General features: G+C 56.9%; 18 protein-coding genes. 10 read left to right on the top strand and 8 right to left on the bottom strand.

What is annotated here, in order from left to right; translation table 11 throughout:
* Positions 1-3 precede the first annotated feature (3 nt).
* Genes QE432_RS00510 through QE432_RS00500 form a run of 3 tightly spaced genes read right to left on the bottom strand, consistent with a single transcriptional unit; the run spans position 4 to position 3,411 of the window.
* Positions 4-1,236, bottom strand: coding sequence for an SAM-dependent methyltransferase (locus QE432_RS00510; RefSeq protein WP_019566745.1), 1,233 nt, complete (start codon positions 1,234-1,236; stop codon positions 4-6).
* Positions 1,223-2,041: a DUF1365 domain-containing protein gene (locus QE432_RS00505; RefSeq protein ID WP_013761037.1), complete on the bottom strand. Its 819-nt coding sequence runs from the start codon at positions 2,039-2,041 to the stop codon at positions 1,223-1,225. The genes QE432_RS00510 and QE432_RS00505 overlap by 14 nt, the downstream gene beginning before the upstream one ends.
* Complete coding sequence (locus tag QE432_RS00500; protein WP_306622848.1) at positions 2,038-3,411, bottom strand: NAD(P)/FAD-dependent oxidoreductase; 1,374 nt, start codon at positions 3,409-3,411, stop codon at positions 2,038-2,040. Before QE432_RS00500 ends, QE432_RS00505 begins: the two co-directional genes overlap by 4 nt.
* A 192-nt stretch (positions 3,412-3,603) precedes the next feature.
* Here QE432_RS00500 and QE432_RS00495 point away from each other — a divergent pair, with 192 nt between their 5' ends.
* Positions 3,604-4,392, top strand: coding sequence for a DUF1295 domain-containing protein (locus tag QE432_RS00495; protein ID WP_038495952.1), 789 nt, complete (start codon positions 3,604-3,606; stop codon positions 4,390-4,392).
* Positions 4,389-5,414: an SAM-dependent methyltransferase gene (locus QE432_RS00490; RefSeq protein ID WP_013761034.1), complete on the top strand. Its 1,026-nt coding sequence runs from the start codon at positions 4,389-4,391 to the stop codon at positions 5,412-5,414. The genes QE432_RS00495 and QE432_RS00490 overlap by 4 nt, the downstream gene beginning before the upstream one ends.
* On the opposite strand, the gene QE432_RS00485 is transcribed toward QE432_RS00490, so the two are convergent.
* The gene (locus QE432_RS00485) at positions 5,411-5,554 is read right to left on the bottom strand and encodes a hypothetical protein (RefSeq protein ID WP_019566749.1); all 144 of its coding nucleotides are present in this window, start codon (positions 5,552-5,554) and stop codon (positions 5,411-5,413) included. The two genes, QE432_RS00490 and QE432_RS00485, sit on opposite strands and share 4 nt — an antisense overlap.
* A gap of 148 nt (positions 5,555-5,702) precedes the next feature.
* On the opposite strand from QE432_RS00485, the gene QE432_RS00480 reads away from it, so the two are divergent.
* From QE432_RS00480 to phrB, 5 genes are all read left to right on the top strand, one after another.
* Positions 5,703-6,062 carry a hypothetical protein gene (locus QE432_RS00480; RefSeq protein ID WP_306622836.1) on the top strand — a complete coding sequence of 120 codons (360 nt, stop codon included), beginning with the start codon at positions 5,703-5,705 and terminating at the stop codon, positions 6,060-6,062.
* Positions 6,063-6,101: 39 nt separating this feature from the next.
* Entirely contained in the window at positions 6,102-7,028 is a 927-nt protein-coding gene (locus QE432_RS00475; RefSeq protein WP_306622832.1) for a putative bifunctional diguanylate cyclase/phosphodiesterase, read from the top strand.
* Positions 7,029-7,178: 150 nt separating this feature from the next.
* Positions 7,179-8,174 carry a hypothetical protein gene (locus tag QE432_RS00470; RefSeq protein WP_038495490.1) on the top strand — a complete coding sequence of 332 codons (996 nt, stop codon included), beginning with the start codon at positions 7,179-7,181 and terminating at the stop codon, positions 8,172-8,174.
* Positions 8,175-8,276: 102 nt separating this feature from the next.
* Positions 8,277-8,837 (top strand): GNAT family N-acetyltransferase, encoded by a 561-nt coding sequence (locus tag QE432_RS00465; protein ID WP_013761030.1) that lies wholly within the window; start codon positions 8,277-8,279, stop codon positions 8,835-8,837.
* A gap of 44 nt (positions 8,838-8,881) precedes the next feature.
* Positions 8,882-10,405: a (6-4)DNA photolyase gene (gene phrB / locus QE432_RS00460; RefSeq protein ID WP_306622818.1), complete on the top strand. Its 1,524-nt coding sequence runs from the start codon at positions 8,882-8,884 to the stop codon at positions 10,403-10,405.
* A gap of 218 nt (positions 10,406-10,623) precedes the next feature.
* Here phrB and QE432_RS00455 read toward each other — a convergent pair whose 3' ends face one another.
* From QE432_RS00455 to QE432_RS00445, 3 genes are all read right to left on the bottom strand, one after another.
* Positions 10,624-11,037, bottom strand: a complete 414-nt coding sequence (locus QE432_RS00455; protein WP_019566754.1) for a cryptic curlin major subunit — start codon at positions 11,035-11,037, stop codon at positions 10,624-10,626.
* 168 nt (positions 11,038-11,205) lie between these two features.
* Positions 11,206-11,604, bottom strand: a complete 399-nt coding sequence (gene csgH / locus QE432_RS00450) for a curli-like amyloid fiber formation chaperone CsgH (RefSeq protein WP_019566755.1) — start codon at positions 11,602-11,604, stop codon at positions 11,206-11,208.
* Between the two features lie 65 nt (positions 11,605-11,669).
* The gene (locus QE432_RS00445; protein WP_013761025.1) at positions 11,670-12,107 is read right to left on the bottom strand and encodes a curlin; all 438 of its coding nucleotides are present in this window, start codon (positions 12,105-12,107) and stop codon (positions 11,670-11,672) included.
* Positions 12,108-12,352: 245 nt separating this feature from the next.
* On the opposite strand from QE432_RS00445, the gene QE432_RS00440 reads away from it, so the two are divergent.
* From QE432_RS00440 to QE432_RS00430, 3 genes are read left to right on the top strand one after another with little or no spacing between them, the layout of a single operon-like run.
* Positions 12,353-12,916, top strand: coding sequence for a hypothetical protein (locus QE432_RS00440; RefSeq protein WP_034502463.1), 564 nt, complete (start codon positions 12,353-12,355; stop codon positions 12,914-12,916).
* Positions 12,917-12,947: 31 nt separating this feature from the next.
* A complete protein-coding gene (locus QE432_RS00435; protein WP_111800011.1) occupies positions 12,948-13,478 on the top strand; it encodes a lipocalin family protein in 531 nt (176 codons plus the stop codon).
* 19 nt (positions 13,479-13,497) lie between these two features.
* Positions 13,498-14,199, top strand: coding sequence for an SDR family NAD(P)-dependent oxidoreductase (locus tag QE432_RS00430; protein WP_162696867.1), 702 nt, complete (start codon positions 13,498-13,500; stop codon positions 14,197-14,199).
* A gap of 313 nt (positions 14,200-14,512) precedes the next feature.
* On the opposite strand, the gene QE432_RS00425 is transcribed toward QE432_RS00430, so the two are convergent.
* Positions 14,513-15,763 carry a citrate synthase family protein gene (locus QE432_RS00425; protein WP_236759171.1) on the bottom strand — a complete coding sequence of 417 codons (1,251 nt, stop codon included), beginning with the start codon at positions 15,761-15,763 and terminating at the stop codon, positions 14,513-14,515.
* Positions 15,764-15,766 lie beyond the last annotated feature (3 nt).

Here is a 15,766-nt window from a genome sequence, read left to right as displayed (position 1 = left end):
GCCTTATTTGTGCTCGATCGTGTAGAAGCCAACATTGATGGTTCCCTCGGTAAAGCCGGCTTCGCAGTAGCAGAGGTAATAATCCCAGAGCCGCCTGAAGCGGTCATCGAAACCCAGCAGCGAGATTGTCTGCCAGCGCGCATGGAAACGCTGGCGCCATTCCGCCAGCGTGCGGGCATAGGACTGGCCGAAAAGCTCGGTATCGGCGAGGCTCAGACCCGCCCTGCCGATTGCTCTTTCAAGGGCTTCGTCAGATGGCAGGAAGCCGCCCGGAAAGATGTATTTCTGGATGAAGTCCGCGTTTCGCCGGTAATTATCGAACCGGGCAGGTTCAATGGAGATGATTTGCAGCACCGCGCGCCCGCCGGGTTTCAGGCAGCGTTTCAGTGTTTCGAAATAGCTCGGCCAATAGGCCTCACCGACCGCTTCGAACATCTCGACGGAAACGATGCGGTCGAACTTGCCTTCGACATCGCGGTAGTCCTCGAGCCTGAGATCGATATGCTCAGCCTTGTCGGTTTTCTCCGCTGCCGCCTTTGCCCAATTCAACTGAGATGGCGAAAGGGTAAGGCCGGTAACGTTGGCATCCGCCTGGGTCGCGAGGTGGATTGCAAGCGCGCCCCAGCCGCAGCCAATCTCCAATACGCTCTCACCGCCGCTCAATTGCAGCTTGTCGACGATGCGGTTGAGTTTTTTGAGTTGGGCCGCCTCAAGCGTTGGCGTCGTATCGTCGAAAATCGCCGACGAATAGAGCATCGAGGAATCGAGCCATTGCCGGTAGAATTCGTTGCCGAGATCGTAATGGGCCTCGATGTTGCGGCGGCTGCCGCGCTTTGTATTGGCGTTCAGGCGGTGGCCAAGGCGATTGATGAGGCGCATCGGCAGGCTACCGCGCGTCGATCCCCCGAAAGCGTCGTTGTTCTGTGCCGCAAAACGGATCAGGGCGGTCAGATCCGGTGTGGACCAGTCGTCTTCGATGTAACCCTCGGCAAAACCGATGTCGCCATTGAGGATGAGCCGCCGTAGCGCGCGCCAGCGATGGAGAACAAGCGTCGCCTCGGTGCCCTCATGTTCCCCGGATTTCTCAATCACGCCGCCACCGGGCAGCATGACGCGCAGTCTGCCTTTGGAGACGTTGTTCAAGAGCTTGGCCATGAGCCAGCCTTCGGGACCGGTGCGTTGCCGCATCTGCGTGTTTTCCAGCGATAGTTCGTTGAGATTGTCAAACGGGGTCATGAAGTTTGGCCTCGATTTGCGATGGTGATGGGTGAATGAAGGAGACAGGGGCAGAAGGTGGACGCGGTCGTTTTCTTAACCGCACACCCTTGAGCCATATTTTAAGTGCTTCCCAATGGATGCCGGCAACAACCTTGAGGGTAAGAAAGGGGATGGTGACAAAAGCCTTCAGCAGCGCGCCATCGGTCAGCTCGACACGCCGCGCCAGATGCCTTGCAGTCAGGACTGGCCCCTCGTCGTCAAATGTATCGATAACGATCTTCAGCTTGTCGCCGGGTGGTATGACCCGGAATACATAACGGAGATCCATGTCCATGAAGGGCGAGACATAGAAGGCCTTGTCGCAGCGCTGGACGATCTCGGCCGCACCTTCTGTCTCCACCGGGATCAGATAGGAATGCCGCTCGCCGAACGTGTTGTCGACTTCCCAGAGAATGGCTTTGAGAGACCCGTTCCGGCCGTGGCAGAAAAACACGCTGAGTGGATTGAAGGCCCAGCCAAGGATGCGCGGCATGGTGAGCAGACGGATCGGACCACCATCGACGGTCATGCCTGCGGCCGTCATGGCGTTTTCGATCTGGTTGCGCAATTCCATCTTGCTCCCGTCGCCGCGGTCCCGGCGGTGAAAGGAAAACAGGTTGAAACGATCGACGGAGAACAGCCGCAGCTTACGGTCAAGCGCATCGAGTTCATCAAGGTCGAGAAGCAGCGAGTAAATGCGATAGGCGAGCCGGTGCGCTTTCGGCTTGAAGCGCGCATGCATGACATGTCCGGGAAAAAGCGCGGAGGAGAAATGAGACGTCATGGGATCGCCTCAACGAGTTTGATCGTTCTTTTCCGCGAAGCCAAATTCAGACGGACGATCCGGCCGCTATCATCGGTAACCTTCCAGGGCCTCGACAGGCCGCCCAGATCCTCGGCGACGGCAAGCCCTGCCTGAATGCCGTCTTCATGAAAACCCGAGCCAAAATAGGCGCCGCAGAACCAGGTGTTTCTCAAACCCTGCAAGGCCCACAGTTCCTGCCTCATCTGCTCGGTGCCGGCATCGAAAACAGGATGGTGGTAAGTTTCCTCGGTGATGATTTTTCCCTTTTCCGGTTCGCGTGTCGGGTTCAGCGTTACGAAGGTGTCAGGGATTGCACCCAGAGGCTGAAGCTTGTTCATCCAGTAGGTGATGCTCGGCTGCCCCGTTTCAATGCGTGTATCGGCCACATAGTTCCAGCTTGACCAGACGGTGCGCCTGCGGGGCATGAAACTGCTGTCCGTGTGCAGTACCGCCCTGTTTTTCGTATAGCCAAACGCGCCGAGAATGCGCCGTTCGGCTTGCGTCGCGTCCGTCAGCATCTCCAGCGCCTGATCTGCGTGTGTGGCAATCACCACATCGTCGAACCGTTCGAATTCGCCGTTAGTGTTGGCGATCTCGACCCCGTCCGCCAGGCGGTGGATGCGCGTCACAGGTGTCGAGAGCCGAATGCGATCGGCGAATGGCGCAGTGAGTCGTTTCACATATTCCCGGCTGCCGCCGACAACGGTGCGCCAGACGGGCCGGTTGCGGAGCAACAGCAGGCCGTGATTGCTGCAGAACTTCACGAAATGTGCTGCCGGGTAACGGCCGACTTCCATGGCCGGGGTAGACCAGATGGCTGCTGCCATCGGGTAAAGATGATCGTTGCGAAAGGCGTCGCCATAGTTGTTTTGAGAAAGATACTCATCGAGCGACATGTCGCCCATCATCGGCAGATCGCGCGGGGCATTGCGATAAAAGCGCAAGAGGTCGGCAAGCATTGCCCAGAAGCGCGGTCTAACGGCATTTCTCTTTTGCGCCAAAAGGCCAAAGCCAGAGCCGCCGGAATATTCGAAACCGCCATCATCCAGTGAAACGGCAAAGGACATGTCGGATGCCGCGGTCGTCACTCCCAGCGTTTTGAAAAGTGCCGTCAGATTGGGATACGTCACCTCATTATAGACGATGAACCCCGTATCGACAGACACCACACCCTGTTCAGTTTTGAACGTCACGGTGTTGCTGTGGCCGCCGACGCGGTCCGCAGCCTCGAAAACCGTGACATCATGCCGTTTCGACAAAAGCCAGGCCGCAGACAGACCGGAAATGCCTGTTCCGATCACGGCGATGTTTCGCCGGCTGTCTTTTCTTTTGGCTTCGGTATCGAACATGGTTCCTCGCTATTGCATTCACAATTCAGTTTTACGGCCTGCGACAGATACGAAGGAGCGGATCGATAAGTTTCAGCGGCGCGCAAATTTTTCAGAATTTTGTCAGGCGCTTGAAACTCTTTTGCCGTCTCGCCCGTAGTTGCCACTGGAAACTTGGTCTGAAGTCCTTCGAATACAGTGAGCGGAATGGTGATGATGTCTGTTGTGGTGGCCCTTGCCGTGCTGATGTCGCTTCTGATGGCGGCAGCCTGGGCGTTGCAGCGTTACACAGGATCGAGTGGCTGGATCGACACCGTCTGGTCTGCGAGTGTCGGGGTCGGCGGCGTGGTTGCCGTCTTGTTTTCCGATGGAGATAGCTGGCGCCGGGGAGCGGTTCTCTTTCTCGTATTGGTGTGGTCGCTGCGGCTCGCGGGACACATCGGCATGCGGACGAGGGGAGGTGGCGAAGATCCACGTTACGCGAAGCTTATAGAAGAATGGGGTAGCAATGCCTCGTTGCGGCTATTCGCCTTTCTTCAGATTCAGGCCGTTGCCGCCTTTGTGCTGGTTCTCGCCGTCTATCTTGCCGCCAGCAATCCTCTGCCACTTCCAAGCATTATCGATGTGATAGCGTTGATCGTCGCGGCTGGTGCGCTTGTTGGAGAAGCGACCTCCGATGCACAGCTTTCACAGTTCAGAAAAACCCCGGAGGCCAAAACCGGCGTCTGCGAGACTGGTCTGTGGCGTTATTCGCGTCATCCCAACTACTTTTTCGAGTGGCTTTTCTGGTGCGGCTTTCCGTTGTTGGCCATCCATGCGCAGCCGTGGTCATGGTTGTCGCTTGCTGCGCCAGCCATGATGTACTGGCTGCTCGTCCACGTCTCCGGCATTCCCCCGCTCGAAGAACACATGCTGAAATCACGCGGAGAGAAATTCCGCGCCCTGCAAAACCGCGTCAACGCCTTCTTTCCGGGGCCACGCAAGAATGAGGACACGCCATGAACATGCTCGCATTCGCCATCAATGCTGCCGAACGCGCACCGCTGAGTGACAATATGACGCTTGCCGGCATCGACATGCTCTGCGCGCGCACCAAACGGCGACTTGCTGGCGTTCCGGCGGCGGAAGAAAACGCTTTTGTGACTGATATGGCGAAATTTCCCGTCGCCACGCACACCGACGAGGCGAACAGGCAGCACTACGAGGTGCCGGCTGAATTCTTTGCAATCGTCCTTGGCGCGCAAAGAAAATATTCCTGCTGTTTTTATCCCAATGCTCAGACAACTCTGGATGAGGCTGAAACATTGGCGCTGGAAGAGACCGTTTCCCATGCCCGATTGCAGGACGGGATGAATATTCTCGAACTCGGCTGTGGCTGGGGTTCGCTCTCCCTTTATATGGCCGGCCGGTTTCCCAATGCGCGGATTACGTCCGTTTCAAATTCGGCTTCGCAGCGCGAATATATAATCGAACGTGCAAATGAGCGTGGGCTGTCGAACCTCTCGGTGGTGACGGCCGATATGAATGATTTCACAACTGATGAGCGTTTCGACCGTGTCGTATCGGTGGAAATGTTCGAGCACATGTCGAACTGGCAGGCATTGTTCGAACGCGTCCGCTCCTGGCTGACGCCCGAGGGCAAGTTCTTCCTTCACGTCTTCAATCACCGGGATCGATCCTATCGTTTCGACCATGGCAACCGGGCAGACTGGATCGCGCAGCATTTCTTCACCGGCGGCATTATGCCTGCCTTCGATCTTCCTCACCGTTTCCCGGCGCAGTTCACCGTGGAACAGGAGTGGCGCTGGTCGGGATCACATTATCGCCGGACGGCCCTCGACTGGCTTGGAAATTTCGACCGGGAGATCGACCGTATCCGACCGATCCTGCAGAGAGTCTATGGCAACGATGCGCGCTTGTGGGAACGGCGTTGGAGACTGTTCTTCCTCGCGACGGCAGGTCTTTTCGGGCACGAAGACGGTAAGGTCTGGGGCGTTGGACACTACCTCATGGCGCGCGTCTAGATCGCTGCAAACACGCGCATGCGAACCCAATCCGGCGCCGCTTCGCCCTTCGTCGCGATGCGGCGAAGGTGTCTCCTCGGTTGGCGCAGGCCGCTGAGGCCGGCGAAGCGGGAAAAATGGATGTGCGATTGATTGTGCATGATTTGATCGTGCAAAATTTGTGTATTTCATTCCTGTTTGCTTAACCCCGTTTTTTGAAATCTGCGAAGTTCGGCGACCTCGTCTAGCTTCCGTTCGGCTTTTGCATCAAGGAGCGGGCTCGCCCCGTAGTCCAAGCCAAGGGTCAGCATGCCTTTTCAGAAAACAAAAGACCGAGAGGAATATTCGCAGCATCTTCTTCTCCTGTGTCGAGTTGCAGCCTGGATGGGCGTGGCGCTGGCGACTGGCTGGTTCGTGTTTTTCATGCTCACGGAAAGATGGGGCATTGCGCTCAGCCTCCTCATTCTAGGGGTTGCGATCGTGCCGTGCTGGCTGACTTGCCTGATGGGCCACTTTTCCCTCGGACTCATTCTGGCACAGAGCGCCTGCATCCTGTTCGTCTGCTGGTATTCCGTCGCTATCGATGTCTCAGACGATACCATACCGAGGACGACGCATCTCTACCTGCTCGTCATCATCTTCGTCGGCTACATGAATTTTCAACGCTAGCGTTCCGCCGCCCAGTTTCTGGTCATCGCGGCAAGTCTCGTGGCCTTTGTTTACTTCTGCGCGTCCGCCGCGCGGTTTTCGTTCAGTACTCCCATGCCGCAGGATGTGCGCAGCATCAGCGCCTGGTTCAACAGCGTTTTCGCAGCGTTGATGCTGTGTGGGGGTGTCGCCGCCATGCAGGCGCAGTTTCGCAGTCATACGAAAAAAGCCCTGGAACTGCGTTCCGCGCTTTCGAATGGCCAGTTTGAACTTTTCTATCAAGCGCAGGTCCGCGCGGATGGCACGCTGCTTGGCGCAGAGGCGCTGTTGCGGTGGAACCACCCGAAACGGGGATACATCCCGCCAGCCGATTTCATCGCGCTTGCGCAGCAAACCGGTTTCATGCCGACAATCGGCGCTTGGGTCATTGCCGAAGCCTGCAAGACACTTGCGAGATGGCAAGAGGACCCGGCAACCCAGAATCTCACCTTGTCGATCAACATCACTGCCGATCATTTCGTCGACGCGGGATTTTCCGGGCAGCTTCTTGATGCCGCCTCGTCTCAGGGCATCAAGCCACAGCTTCTAAAGCTGGAGCTGACCGAGAGCGTTTTCCTATTCGACATAGAGGCAGCGATCGCGAAAATGAAGCTCCTTGATCGTTCCGGCTTTACGATTTCACTCGACGATTTCGGCACTGGCTACTCCTCACTGAGCTACCTGCGGCAATTGCCGCTCAAACAGATCAAGATTGATCGCAGCTTCGTGACGGGGGTGACCGAAAGCGGGCGTATGGCGACAATCACGCGAAACATCGTCCAGATGGGGCACGACCTTTCACTGGAAGTTCTGGCCGAAGGCGTGGAGACCGAGGCGGAGCTGCGGATGATGCTGTCCTACGGCTGCCGATTGTTTCAGGGCTATCTTTTTGCGAGGCCGACGAGCCTCGTCGAATTCGAGCAATATGCCGCCCGTCCATCGTCCTGACCGGACGTTTTGCGACAGGCTGAGGCAGCCGGATCGAATTCAGTGGCGTGCCGGCCGGCAGATCAGGCCGTTGAACAATGCACCATTCGTCGGGTAGAGCTATCTTGCCTGTCAGGATCGCTACCGATCCGCATCATTTCGTTGGTTCGCATGATCCCAGTAGCACTACCCTCCGTCGAAACGCTGCTTTTGCTTGCCTTCCTTCTTGCCACGACACTGGTCTGGGGTATCTGGACAGTGGTGTTGGTTGCACGATACGCAGGAGGCCGCTGGGCGCGCCCGATGATGCTGCCCTATGGTCTGGCGACCGCCATTGCGATTTTTACACTTTGGCAGTTCGGTAATTTCTATCTCCAGATGCGTGCCTATGACAGGGAAATGGCGTCTAGCTATCGCCCGGAGCTTGGGGAGCCGGTGCGCCTTGGCCAGATCGACATGCCCAAAGGCACGAAACTTGAACTGGCCGTGGCCGACACCAGGGAATCCTTCAACCGCGCGGTCTTCCCCCATCCCGTGCGGGTCGCGAATGTCGATGCCGTCGAGATCGCCCGCTATATCGCGATAAAAACCAACGGAAATTATGAGACCGTCGGCTTTGTTCCAGAGACGATGCGGGTGACGGGCACAGGCGTGACCCTGCAGAGCGGCTGGCGCTGCGATGCGGCACAACCGGTGGAGTTCGACCTGAAGGCTGACGGGGATGTATCCGCATTCAGCCGATGTGTCCTTGCCGACGGGAACATCGTCGACGGCATTGTCTTGCCGAAGGGCACATTTCTGCGTGCCTCCACCGGCAATGTCTATACCGACGGTTTCATCGATTCCGACAGGTGGGTTCTCGACACGCCCACGGGCCAGGTTATCCGCATTGATGATTTCGCTCTTGAGGATGTCACGCTCGCCCTCGATGGAGAAAGAAAACTCTATGAAATCCGAAGTGCGGTTTTGTCGAAGGAAGCAACGGCGGGCGCGCTCCACTTCGCAGCCGGCACTGGAATTCGCCTCAATCCCCGGCACATCCGGACTGATTATCCCGGTGCATGGTTGATAACACCATCACCTGCGTCCACCGGTTCTGAACCGGTGTCGCCTCGGTCAAGCGTGCTGAACAGAGGCGGAAAGCTTCTGGCCACCCTTTCCGACTAGCGCATTGGTGGACCAGATACTCTGAACGATCTCGATTGAGGGCTCTCTTGCGATCAGGTGCACGCGACCCCAGATATCGCGCATTATTGAAAGTGCGCATAAATGAACCCTGAGAACTACCTACCGATAAAGACCGACCGGCTGATCCTTCGTAAATTCCAGGCCGCTGATCTCGCATCATACGCCGATTACCACACACGCGATGACGTCTACCGTTTCCTCTATGCCGCACCGCCTTCGGATGATGCGGTGAAAACGCAGTTCGCAGCGCTGCTCGAGGCTCCGTTCGAAGAGGACGGCGATACGTTGCGACTCGCCGTTACGCGCAGCGACGATGACACGTTGATCGGCGAAGTCCTGCTTAAAATTGCGAGCAAGGCAGCTTTGCAGGCGGAAGTCGGTTATGTCTTCAATCCTGATTTTTCAGGTAAGGGATATGCGACGGAAGCCGTCCGGGCCATGATAAGCCTCGGCTTCGAGACGCTCGGATATCACCGGATTTTCGCGCGGCTGGATGCCCTGAACCACGGATCGATCGGCGTTGTTGAACGCCTAGGCCTGCGGAAAGAAGCGCATTTGATCCAGAATGACCGGTTTGGCGGCACCTGGGGGGATGAATTCATCTATGCCACCCTGAAGAGGGAGTGGGCGTCTAGCCCGTGATCTTGCGCAGGTGATGATTATGTCGGGTTTGAAGGAAATTGTCGGTGTCTCAACTGGTCTTGATCCTCGGCGATCAATTATCTCCCTCCCTATCTTCGCTGGATGGTGTCGACAAGACGCGCGACACGATCCTGCTTTGCGAGGTAATGGCGGAGGCTACCTATGTCGGCCATCACAAAAAGAAGATCGCCTTCATCTTTTCCGCCATGCGCCACTTCGCCGAGGAACTGCGTGGCGAAGGATACCGGGTTCGCTACACGCGGATTGATGATCCCGACAATGCGGGCTCCTTCTCGGGTGAGGTGCAGCGGGCGTTAAACGACCTGACCCCTTCCAGGATTTGCGTCACCGAGGCTGGAGAATGGCGCGTCAAGTCAGAGATCGAGCGCTTCGCCAGTGCCTTCAATATCGAGGTCGATATCCGCCCTGATCGGCGCTTTCTTGCCAGCCATGAGGAGTTCGAGCGCTGGGCGGCCGGGCGCAAAAGCCTGACGATGGAATATTTCTACCGGGAAATGCGTCGCAAGACTGGCCTGTTGATGAATGGCGAAGAGCCGGTCGGTGGACGCTGGAATTTTGACTCGGAAAACCGCAGTCCCGCCAAGCCGGACCTGCTGAGGCCAAGACACCCGGTCTTCGCACCGGACAGGATAACAAGGGATGTCATCGACACCGTCGAGCGGCTGTTTCCCGACAATTTCGGCAAGCTTGAGAACTTTGGGTTCGCCGTCACCCGCGCCGATGCCGAGCGGGCGCTCAGTGCCTTCATAAACGATTTCCTGATGAATTTCGGCGCCACGCAAGATGCCATGCTGCAGGATGACCCGTATCTCAACCACTCGCTTCTGTCTTTTTACATCAATTGCGGGCTGCTGGATGCGCTGGAGGTCTGCAGGGTGGCGGAGCGCGCCTACTACGAGGGCGCGGCACCGCTCAATGCCGTCGAGGGTTTCATTCGCCAGATCATCGGCTGGCGGGAATATATGCGCGGCATCTACTGGTTTGCCGGGCCTGACTATGTCGACAGCAATTTCTTCCAAAACGACAGGCCGCTGCCGGGCTTTTACTGGACGGGCAAAACCCACATGAACTGCATGGCGACCGTAATTACGGAAACCATCGAAAATGCCTATGCTCACCATATCCAGCGCCTGATGATCACGGGAAACTTTGCCCTTCTCGCCGGCATTGATCCGAAGGCCGTTCATCAATGGTATCTCGAGGTCTATGCGGATGCCTATGAATGGGTTGAACTGCCGAATGTGATCGGCATGAGCCAGTACGCCGATGGCGGCTTTCTCGGAACAAAGCCCTATGCCGCAAGTGGCAACTACATCAATCGCATGTCGGACTATTGCAGTAATTGCCGCTATGATCCCAAGGAGCGTCTCGGTGACAAGGCCTGTCCATTCAACGCGCTATACTGGGATTTTCTGGCCCGCAACCGTGAAAAGCTGAAATCCAACCATCGTCTGGCGCAGCCCTATGCCACATGGTCCCGGATGAGCGAAGACGTCCGCCATGACATCAGGGCAAAGGCAGCTCTGTTTTTGAACCGCCTGAGCTGACGCGGCCCTTTCTCTGCTTTTGCCGACGGCGGGACACCCGATCAGAACTGTCCCTGCGCATGTCTCAGTCATGACGCGGCTCGTAAACCCAGCTCCGCGTGGTGCCAACAGCGCCGCCGGTCCATGCGGCAATGGCGCCAATGATGAGAGCGACGATGGCGAGCTATCGGAAACGACGTGAAGCCTGCCGCGTTTCTCAGCTTACTTTAAACTATCAGTTACCAGCCGTAGCTGAATGTCAGGCCGCTGCCGTTGTCTCCGTTCTGCTCTACGTTGGTTTCGGTGTTCCGCCCATACTGGAAAATGCCATAGGCATTATTATTGCCGTTTTGCTGCAGCGTTGCGGAATGGCCGTTGCCCCGCTGCCGGATAAAGCCGAGATTGCCGCGACCGTTCTGGGCGATGCCTGCCGCATTTCCCCGGCCCAGTTGCCGGATGTCTGCGTCTTTCAGATCGCGATAAAGCGAGTATGCGCGCAGACCGGTTGAGAGCAGGTCACCATCCCCGGAATTGCCGGGCGCGAGGTCAAAGGAAATGCGGCCACCGGCATGGGCGGGAGCCGTAAATCCGAGCGGCGCAAGGCCTCCAACAAGCAGAGTGACGGTGAGAAGTTTCAACACGTTGCGGGTCATTCTGATCTCCATTCTGTCAGTGCCCTTGCCGATGATCCACTCTCGCATCCTGCAACTGAACCCGAACGGAATTGCCCATTCACATGTCGTTCAGTCGCTGCACGATGATCAAAGAAAAGGGCGCTCAACCGGCGCCCTCTCTGGTGGAAATGTATAGTTGAGGTCAGCCTAGTCGCCGCCAACCTGTTTCGTGCAGCTGAAGCGCCTGCCATCGATTTCGAGATCGAGCACTGCCTTGTACTGCGCTCCCTTCGCGCCAAGCGTTACCGAAGTCAGAAGTTGCGAACGCCCGGCAGCGGCATCAAAGCCACCGCCCTGGTTGATGACGGAACTCCCGCTGCCTCCTGAATTTTCGACGTGAAAGGCGTAGGTACCTCCAGCACCGGTGTTGCCCTTTGCGAAGGCCTCCAACCTGACCATGCCCGCCTGTGGTGTTGCCTTTATCTCGCAAACCTTGTCTTCGCTCAGGTCATTTGCGGTCGACATGGCTGCAATGGCGCCGAAGGGAAGGAGTGCAACGGCAAGGATAGCCGCCAGGCGGCGTGGATGTGTGACGCTATGGGGCATGGCTAGTCTCCTTGATGATCTGTTGACTTGATCTCGACCAGTTGCACGTCAAGGCCTGCGGCGGCTTATGGGCAGGCCTGCACGAAGGCCGCGACATTATCATTACCGCCCTGGTTCACATTGGCGCTGCAGCCACGGCCAACCTGAACACCGGCCGCGATGTTTCCGTTGCCGTCCTGGGTCAGGATGGTGGTGTGGTTTGAGCCGAACTGGCCGATGCCCGCCACGTTGCGGCTGCCGTTCTGATAGGTGGAGCCGTAATTGTCATGCCCCTCCTGACCGACAGCCGAAAGGTTGTGACGACCATATTGATGGCCGACGATCCGGTTATAGCCGCCGTTCTGGTAGGTGCGGATCCGGTTGCCATAACCTTCCTGTGCGCCACCGGCAGAGTTCGACCAGCCATATTGTTCGATGCGCACATCGTTGGCCATGGCGGGGGCCGTGGCGGTGAAGCCAACGAGAGCGGAGAGTGCAATTGCAACGAAAGACGTACGGATCATGACTGTCTCCTCAGGCGGATAAGACCGCGGTTGAACGTCTTTGTTGTAGACGGTCTCGTTGGAACGGAAGCTGAAGAGATTATTCAGTCGTGGTTCATTGGCGGGGTATGGTCCCAGCGTCGCAACAATGTTGACGAACAGGACGCCTAAAGTTTTCTTGGCAGGATGAAACCAAATTGGCTCGCCTTTCGTACATGGCTTGCGCCTTCAATGTTCAGGCGAAAAGGGAGACGAATCTGGGTCCGATGGAGCTTCAAAGCCACGCTAGCCAGCCCGCTAATGCAGGGTCTGCTGCAAGAGATGATCTGACACGAGCAACCATAACCGTTGCCTGGGTCATCATCCTCAACAAGCCATTTTATCCGCTTTACGTGTGGTATCTGGTCGATGACGGAGCTGCGGCATCGCTTGTCACGCTATTGTCGGTGCCGTTCTTTCTCGCGATACCATTCCTGGCGAAAAAGTCCCCTTTGGCCGCGCGCCTCGCTCTCCCTTTGGTGGGAACAATCGACACGCTGTTTGAAACCAAAATATTCGGCCAGGCTTCTGGCACCGAATTTTTCTTCGCAGCCTGCATCATGCTTGCAGCCATGTCGTTCCGCGCAGACGAGAAGCTCTGGCAATATGCGATGGCAATCCTCGTCTTCATCGCTTTCTTTTTCTCGCGGACGTTTCTGGGCGCGCCGCTGCAATCCTGGTCGGCAGATGATCTTGCAACGCTTCTCAATCTGAATGCGTTCTCTGCCGCGAGCCTCATGGTCTTTATCGCCCTTAGATATGCCGGCATTTCACGGCGAACCGAAATCTGAACAAGAGCCGTGCCATCGACAGGAGGAGTTTATGCTTAGACATTGTAACCGCGTGATTGGTGCCCTGACATTTTCGCTGTTTCTGTTTGCCGGTTCTGCGGTTTCCGCAGCCCCCAAACCGGTTGCCGTGGGTCTCGATCATTACCGCGGTACCTGGCTTGAAATCGGCCGTACACCAATGTTGCTGACAGACGGATGTGTTGCAGGATATTCCACCTATCGGCAGGGAGCATCGGCAGATGAAGTGCTGATAGAAGATGGCTGTCGAGCAGGAAATCCGAATGGTCGCCTCAAGACGGTGAACGGCGTCGGCAAGATCGAGGATTTCGGATCAACCAATGCGAAGATGCGCGTTCGCTACCCTCTTTTCATCACATTCAATTATTGGGTTTTCTACAAATCGCCTGATAAGTCCTGGTTCATCAGCGCCAACCCGTCGACCGGCGATGTGTGGATCTACGCCCGCAACATCCCGTCCAAAACGAAGCTCAATAAAATGATCACGAAAGCACGTGAGCTTGGCTACGACGTCAGCAAGCTCGAGTTTCCGGTCCAGAAATAACAGCTGATGGAGCGCATGGATGATGCAGTCGCTTGAAAATGGCTACAGGGCGATCGTCTTGGGCGCATCCGGCGGCATTGGTGGTGCCCTGTTGTCGTACTTCGAGGCAGACCATGGTTGCGCGTTCGCCTTACCGCTCTCGCGAAGCGTCGATGGTCTCGACATAACGAACGAAACCACAGTGCGCGAAGTTGCCGCCCGTCTGGAGGCTCAGCGCGGCTCCTTCGACCTGATATTCAATGCAACCGGTGCCTTGACGGTCGATGGTGCCGGTCCTGAAAAATCGATAAGGGCGATCGACGAAGTTCACATGGCGAGGCAGTTTGCGGTCAATGCCATAGGCCCCGCTTTGCTGCTCAAGTATTTTACCCCGCTTCTGCGCAGAGACAGGCGAAGCATTTTTGCCTCCCTGTCCGCGCGCGTTGGCTCGATTGGCGACAACAGATTGGGCGGATGGATCTCCTACAGAGCATCCAAGGCCGCTCAAAATCAGATCATCCGAACCGCAGCCATCGAAATCGCCCGCACAAACCCACAGGCCATCATCGTGGCACTTCATCCCGGAACAGTCGAAACAGAGCTGTCCCAGCAATTTTCGAAGGGCAAAGACTTGTTCACCCCGCAGCAGTCTGCCGCGCGCCTGATGGAAACAATCGATGGTCTCACACCGGTACAAACAGGGCAGTTTTTTGCCTATGACGGTTCAAGGATCGAATGGTGAGTGCCGGCATTCGTTGACGCCGGCGAATTTGAAGTGAGCGAATGATGGGCCATCATACCGCTGAAACTCTTTCCTGGTTGTCTCGTGATTTGCTCACTCCCATAACGGAGTGTCCGGCTGAGGAGGCGCGCAATTAGCGTCGGGGCTATTGAACAAGAGTAATTTACGATGCAAAGGCGCCCTTGTTGGAACGACCAAATAAGGTTTTGTTGAAAAGAATCGCGACGCTCGCAATCCCGAATCGACTTTGCCCCTCCAGCTGCTACGACCTTGATTCTCAACTGCTCTTAGGCAACATATCAAGTCGGCCTACCTAATGCCCCAAGTACCGGGCTCGAGGTCTTATTAGCTTGCCATCGAGCTTTTGCTCCAGAGCATGCGCGACCCAGCCCACAGTTCGAGCAATCGCGAAAAGGGCCAGAGCTGAACCGCGGGGAAGATTTAAGCTACGGCGCAGGCTGACAAGAGCGACATCACAGGTCGGTAATTGTCCGGCGGTCTCGTTCATGACTTGCAACAGTTCGTCCCGCAGTGCTCTAGGCGGCAGATGTGGAAGCAAACCGCTCGCTCTTGGATCCCCTTCCGGATAAAGCGGATGGTGAAAGCCAGGAATTGTTTCACCTCGCCGGAGACGTTGATCGATCACTCGCTCAGCATCCCCATACTGCTCCAGCTCATCGAAAAGCAATTCGACAAGGCTGGTCATTCCACCGTGCAAGGGCCCACTCAGGGCGGACAGTCCGGCGTTCAGACAAGCGCCGAGGGACGCGCCTGTGGACGCAACGACGCGTACGGCAAATGTCGAGGCATTGAGTTCATGGTCGGCCTGCAGAACGAGGGCGCGACGGATAAGATCTGCGCCTATACTGTCCGTCTGCCAGGCATCAGCAAGAAACAGGTGAACTGGCTGCTTGTCCGGCTGACGTGAGGCGCAGGCGGCAGCTGTGGCTCGCAACATGTTAGCGGCGCCAGGCCATAGACGGCGATTGTCGCGCTGCCAGGCGGTGAGGCGGCCAGCTTCAACCAAAGGAAGGAGCGTCTGACACCGCTCCGTGAGCGGCAGCTCCCGGGCGTGGTCGAGGACAGCGTGTGGCCATGGCGATGGAGCGGCCTTTATGTCAGCGAAAGGATCATCGTTGCCGCAATCCCAGAGTAGTCGCGCAATGTCCTCGAGACATGCATCCTGTGAAAGTGTTAGGGCGTCTCGGCCACGATAGCGCAACTGGCCTTCGGCGATCTCGGTAATTGAGGATTCCAGCACTGGCAGTCCCCAGTCCAGCGCGGTCGCCGCCACCTGTTTCGGCCGCCGACCAACGGCCTTTCTTTTCTTCAACGCTTCAATGTCATGTGCGCTGTAGCGCCTGCGACGGGGGTCATCCGGCGAGCCGCTGGTGCGGATCAGTCCACGGCTCACATATGCATAAAGTGTTGCCCGGCTTATGCCCAATTCGGAAGCGGCGTGAGCGGCTGTCATGAATTTGTCAGAATGGTGCATGGCGTTCTCATATTGATTATATGAATCAAGATTGACGATATATATGCGCTGCAGCATCTTCAAGGCCATTCG

Source organism: Agrobacterium sp. SORGH_AS_0745 (assembly GCF_030818995.1).
GTDB classification, from domain to species: Bacteria; Pseudomonadota; Alphaproteobacteria; order Rhizobiales; family Rhizobiaceae; genus Agrobacterium; species Agrobacterium tumefaciens.
Note: the sequence above shows the minus strand (reverse complement) of the source record. Positions and strands in the feature narration are given on the sequence as shown.

What these genes read in the sequence shown, in the direction of transcription:
- QE432_RS00500 (WP_306622848.1), bottom strand. Translation starts at nt 3,411, where the DNA reads ATGTTCGATACCGAAGCCAAAAGAAAAGACAGCCGGCGAAACATCGCC.
- QE432_RS00495 (WP_038495952.1), top strand. Translation starts at nt 3,604, where the DNA reads ATGATGTCTGTTGTGGTGGCCCTTGCCGTGCTGATGTCGCTTCTGATG.
- QE432_RS00440 (WP_034502463.1), top strand. Translation starts at nt 12,353, where the DNA reads ATGGAGCTTCAAAGCCACGCTAGCCAGCCCGCTAATGCAGGGTCTGCT.
- QE432_RS00510 (WP_019566745.1), bottom strand. Translation starts at nt 1,236, where the DNA reads ATGACCCCGTTTGACAATCTCAACGAACTATCGCTGGAAAACACGCAG.
- csgH (WP_019566755.1), bottom strand. Translation starts at nt 11,604, where the DNA reads ATGCCCCATAGCGTCACACATCCACGCCGCCTGGCGGCTATCCTTGCC.
- QE432_RS00505 (WP_013761037.1), bottom strand. Translation starts at nt 2,041, where the DNA reads ATGACGTCTCATTTCTCCTCCGCGCTTTTTCCCGGACATGTCATGCAT.
- QE432_RS00485 (WP_019566749.1), bottom strand. Translation starts at nt 5,554, where the DNA reads ATGCACAATCAATCGCACATCCATTTTTCCCGCTTCGCCGGCCTCAGC.
- QE432_RS00455 (WP_019566754.1), bottom strand. Translation starts at nt 11,037, where the DNA reads ATGACCCGCAACGTGTTGAAACTTCTCACCGTCACTCTGCTTGTTGGA.
- QE432_RS00430 (WP_162696867.1), top strand. Translation starts at nt 13,498, where the DNA reads ATGATGCAGTCGCTTGAAAATGGCTACAGGGCGATCGTCTTGGGCGCA.
- QE432_RS00470 (WP_038495490.1), top strand. Translation starts at nt 7,179, where the DNA reads ATGATCCCAGTAGCACTACCCTCCGTCGAAACGCTGCTTTTGCTTGCC.
- QE432_RS00435 (WP_111800011.1), top strand. Translation starts at nt 12,948, where the DNA reads ATGCTTAGACATTGTAACCGCGTGATTGGTGCCCTGACATTTTCGCTG.
- QE432_RS00480 (WP_306622836.1), top strand. Translation starts at nt 5,703, where the DNA reads ATGCCTTTTCAGAAAACAAAAGACCGAGAGGAATATTCGCAGCATCTT.
- QE432_RS00425 (WP_236759171.1), bottom strand. Translation starts at nt 15,763, where the DNA reads ATGGCCTTGAAGATGCTGCAGCGCATATATATCGTCAATCTTGATTCA.
- QE432_RS00465 (WP_013761030.1), top strand. Translation starts at nt 8,277, where the DNA reads ATGAACCCTGAGAACTACCTACCGATAAAGACCGACCGGCTGATCCTT.
- QE432_RS00490 (WP_013761034.1), top strand. Translation starts at nt 4,389, where the DNA reads ATGAACATGCTCGCATTCGCCATCAATGCTGCCGAACGCGCACCGCTG.
- QE432_RS00445 (WP_013761025.1), bottom strand. Translation starts at nt 12,107, where the DNA reads ATGATCCGTACGTCTTTCGTTGCAATTGCACTCTCCGCTCTCGTTGGC.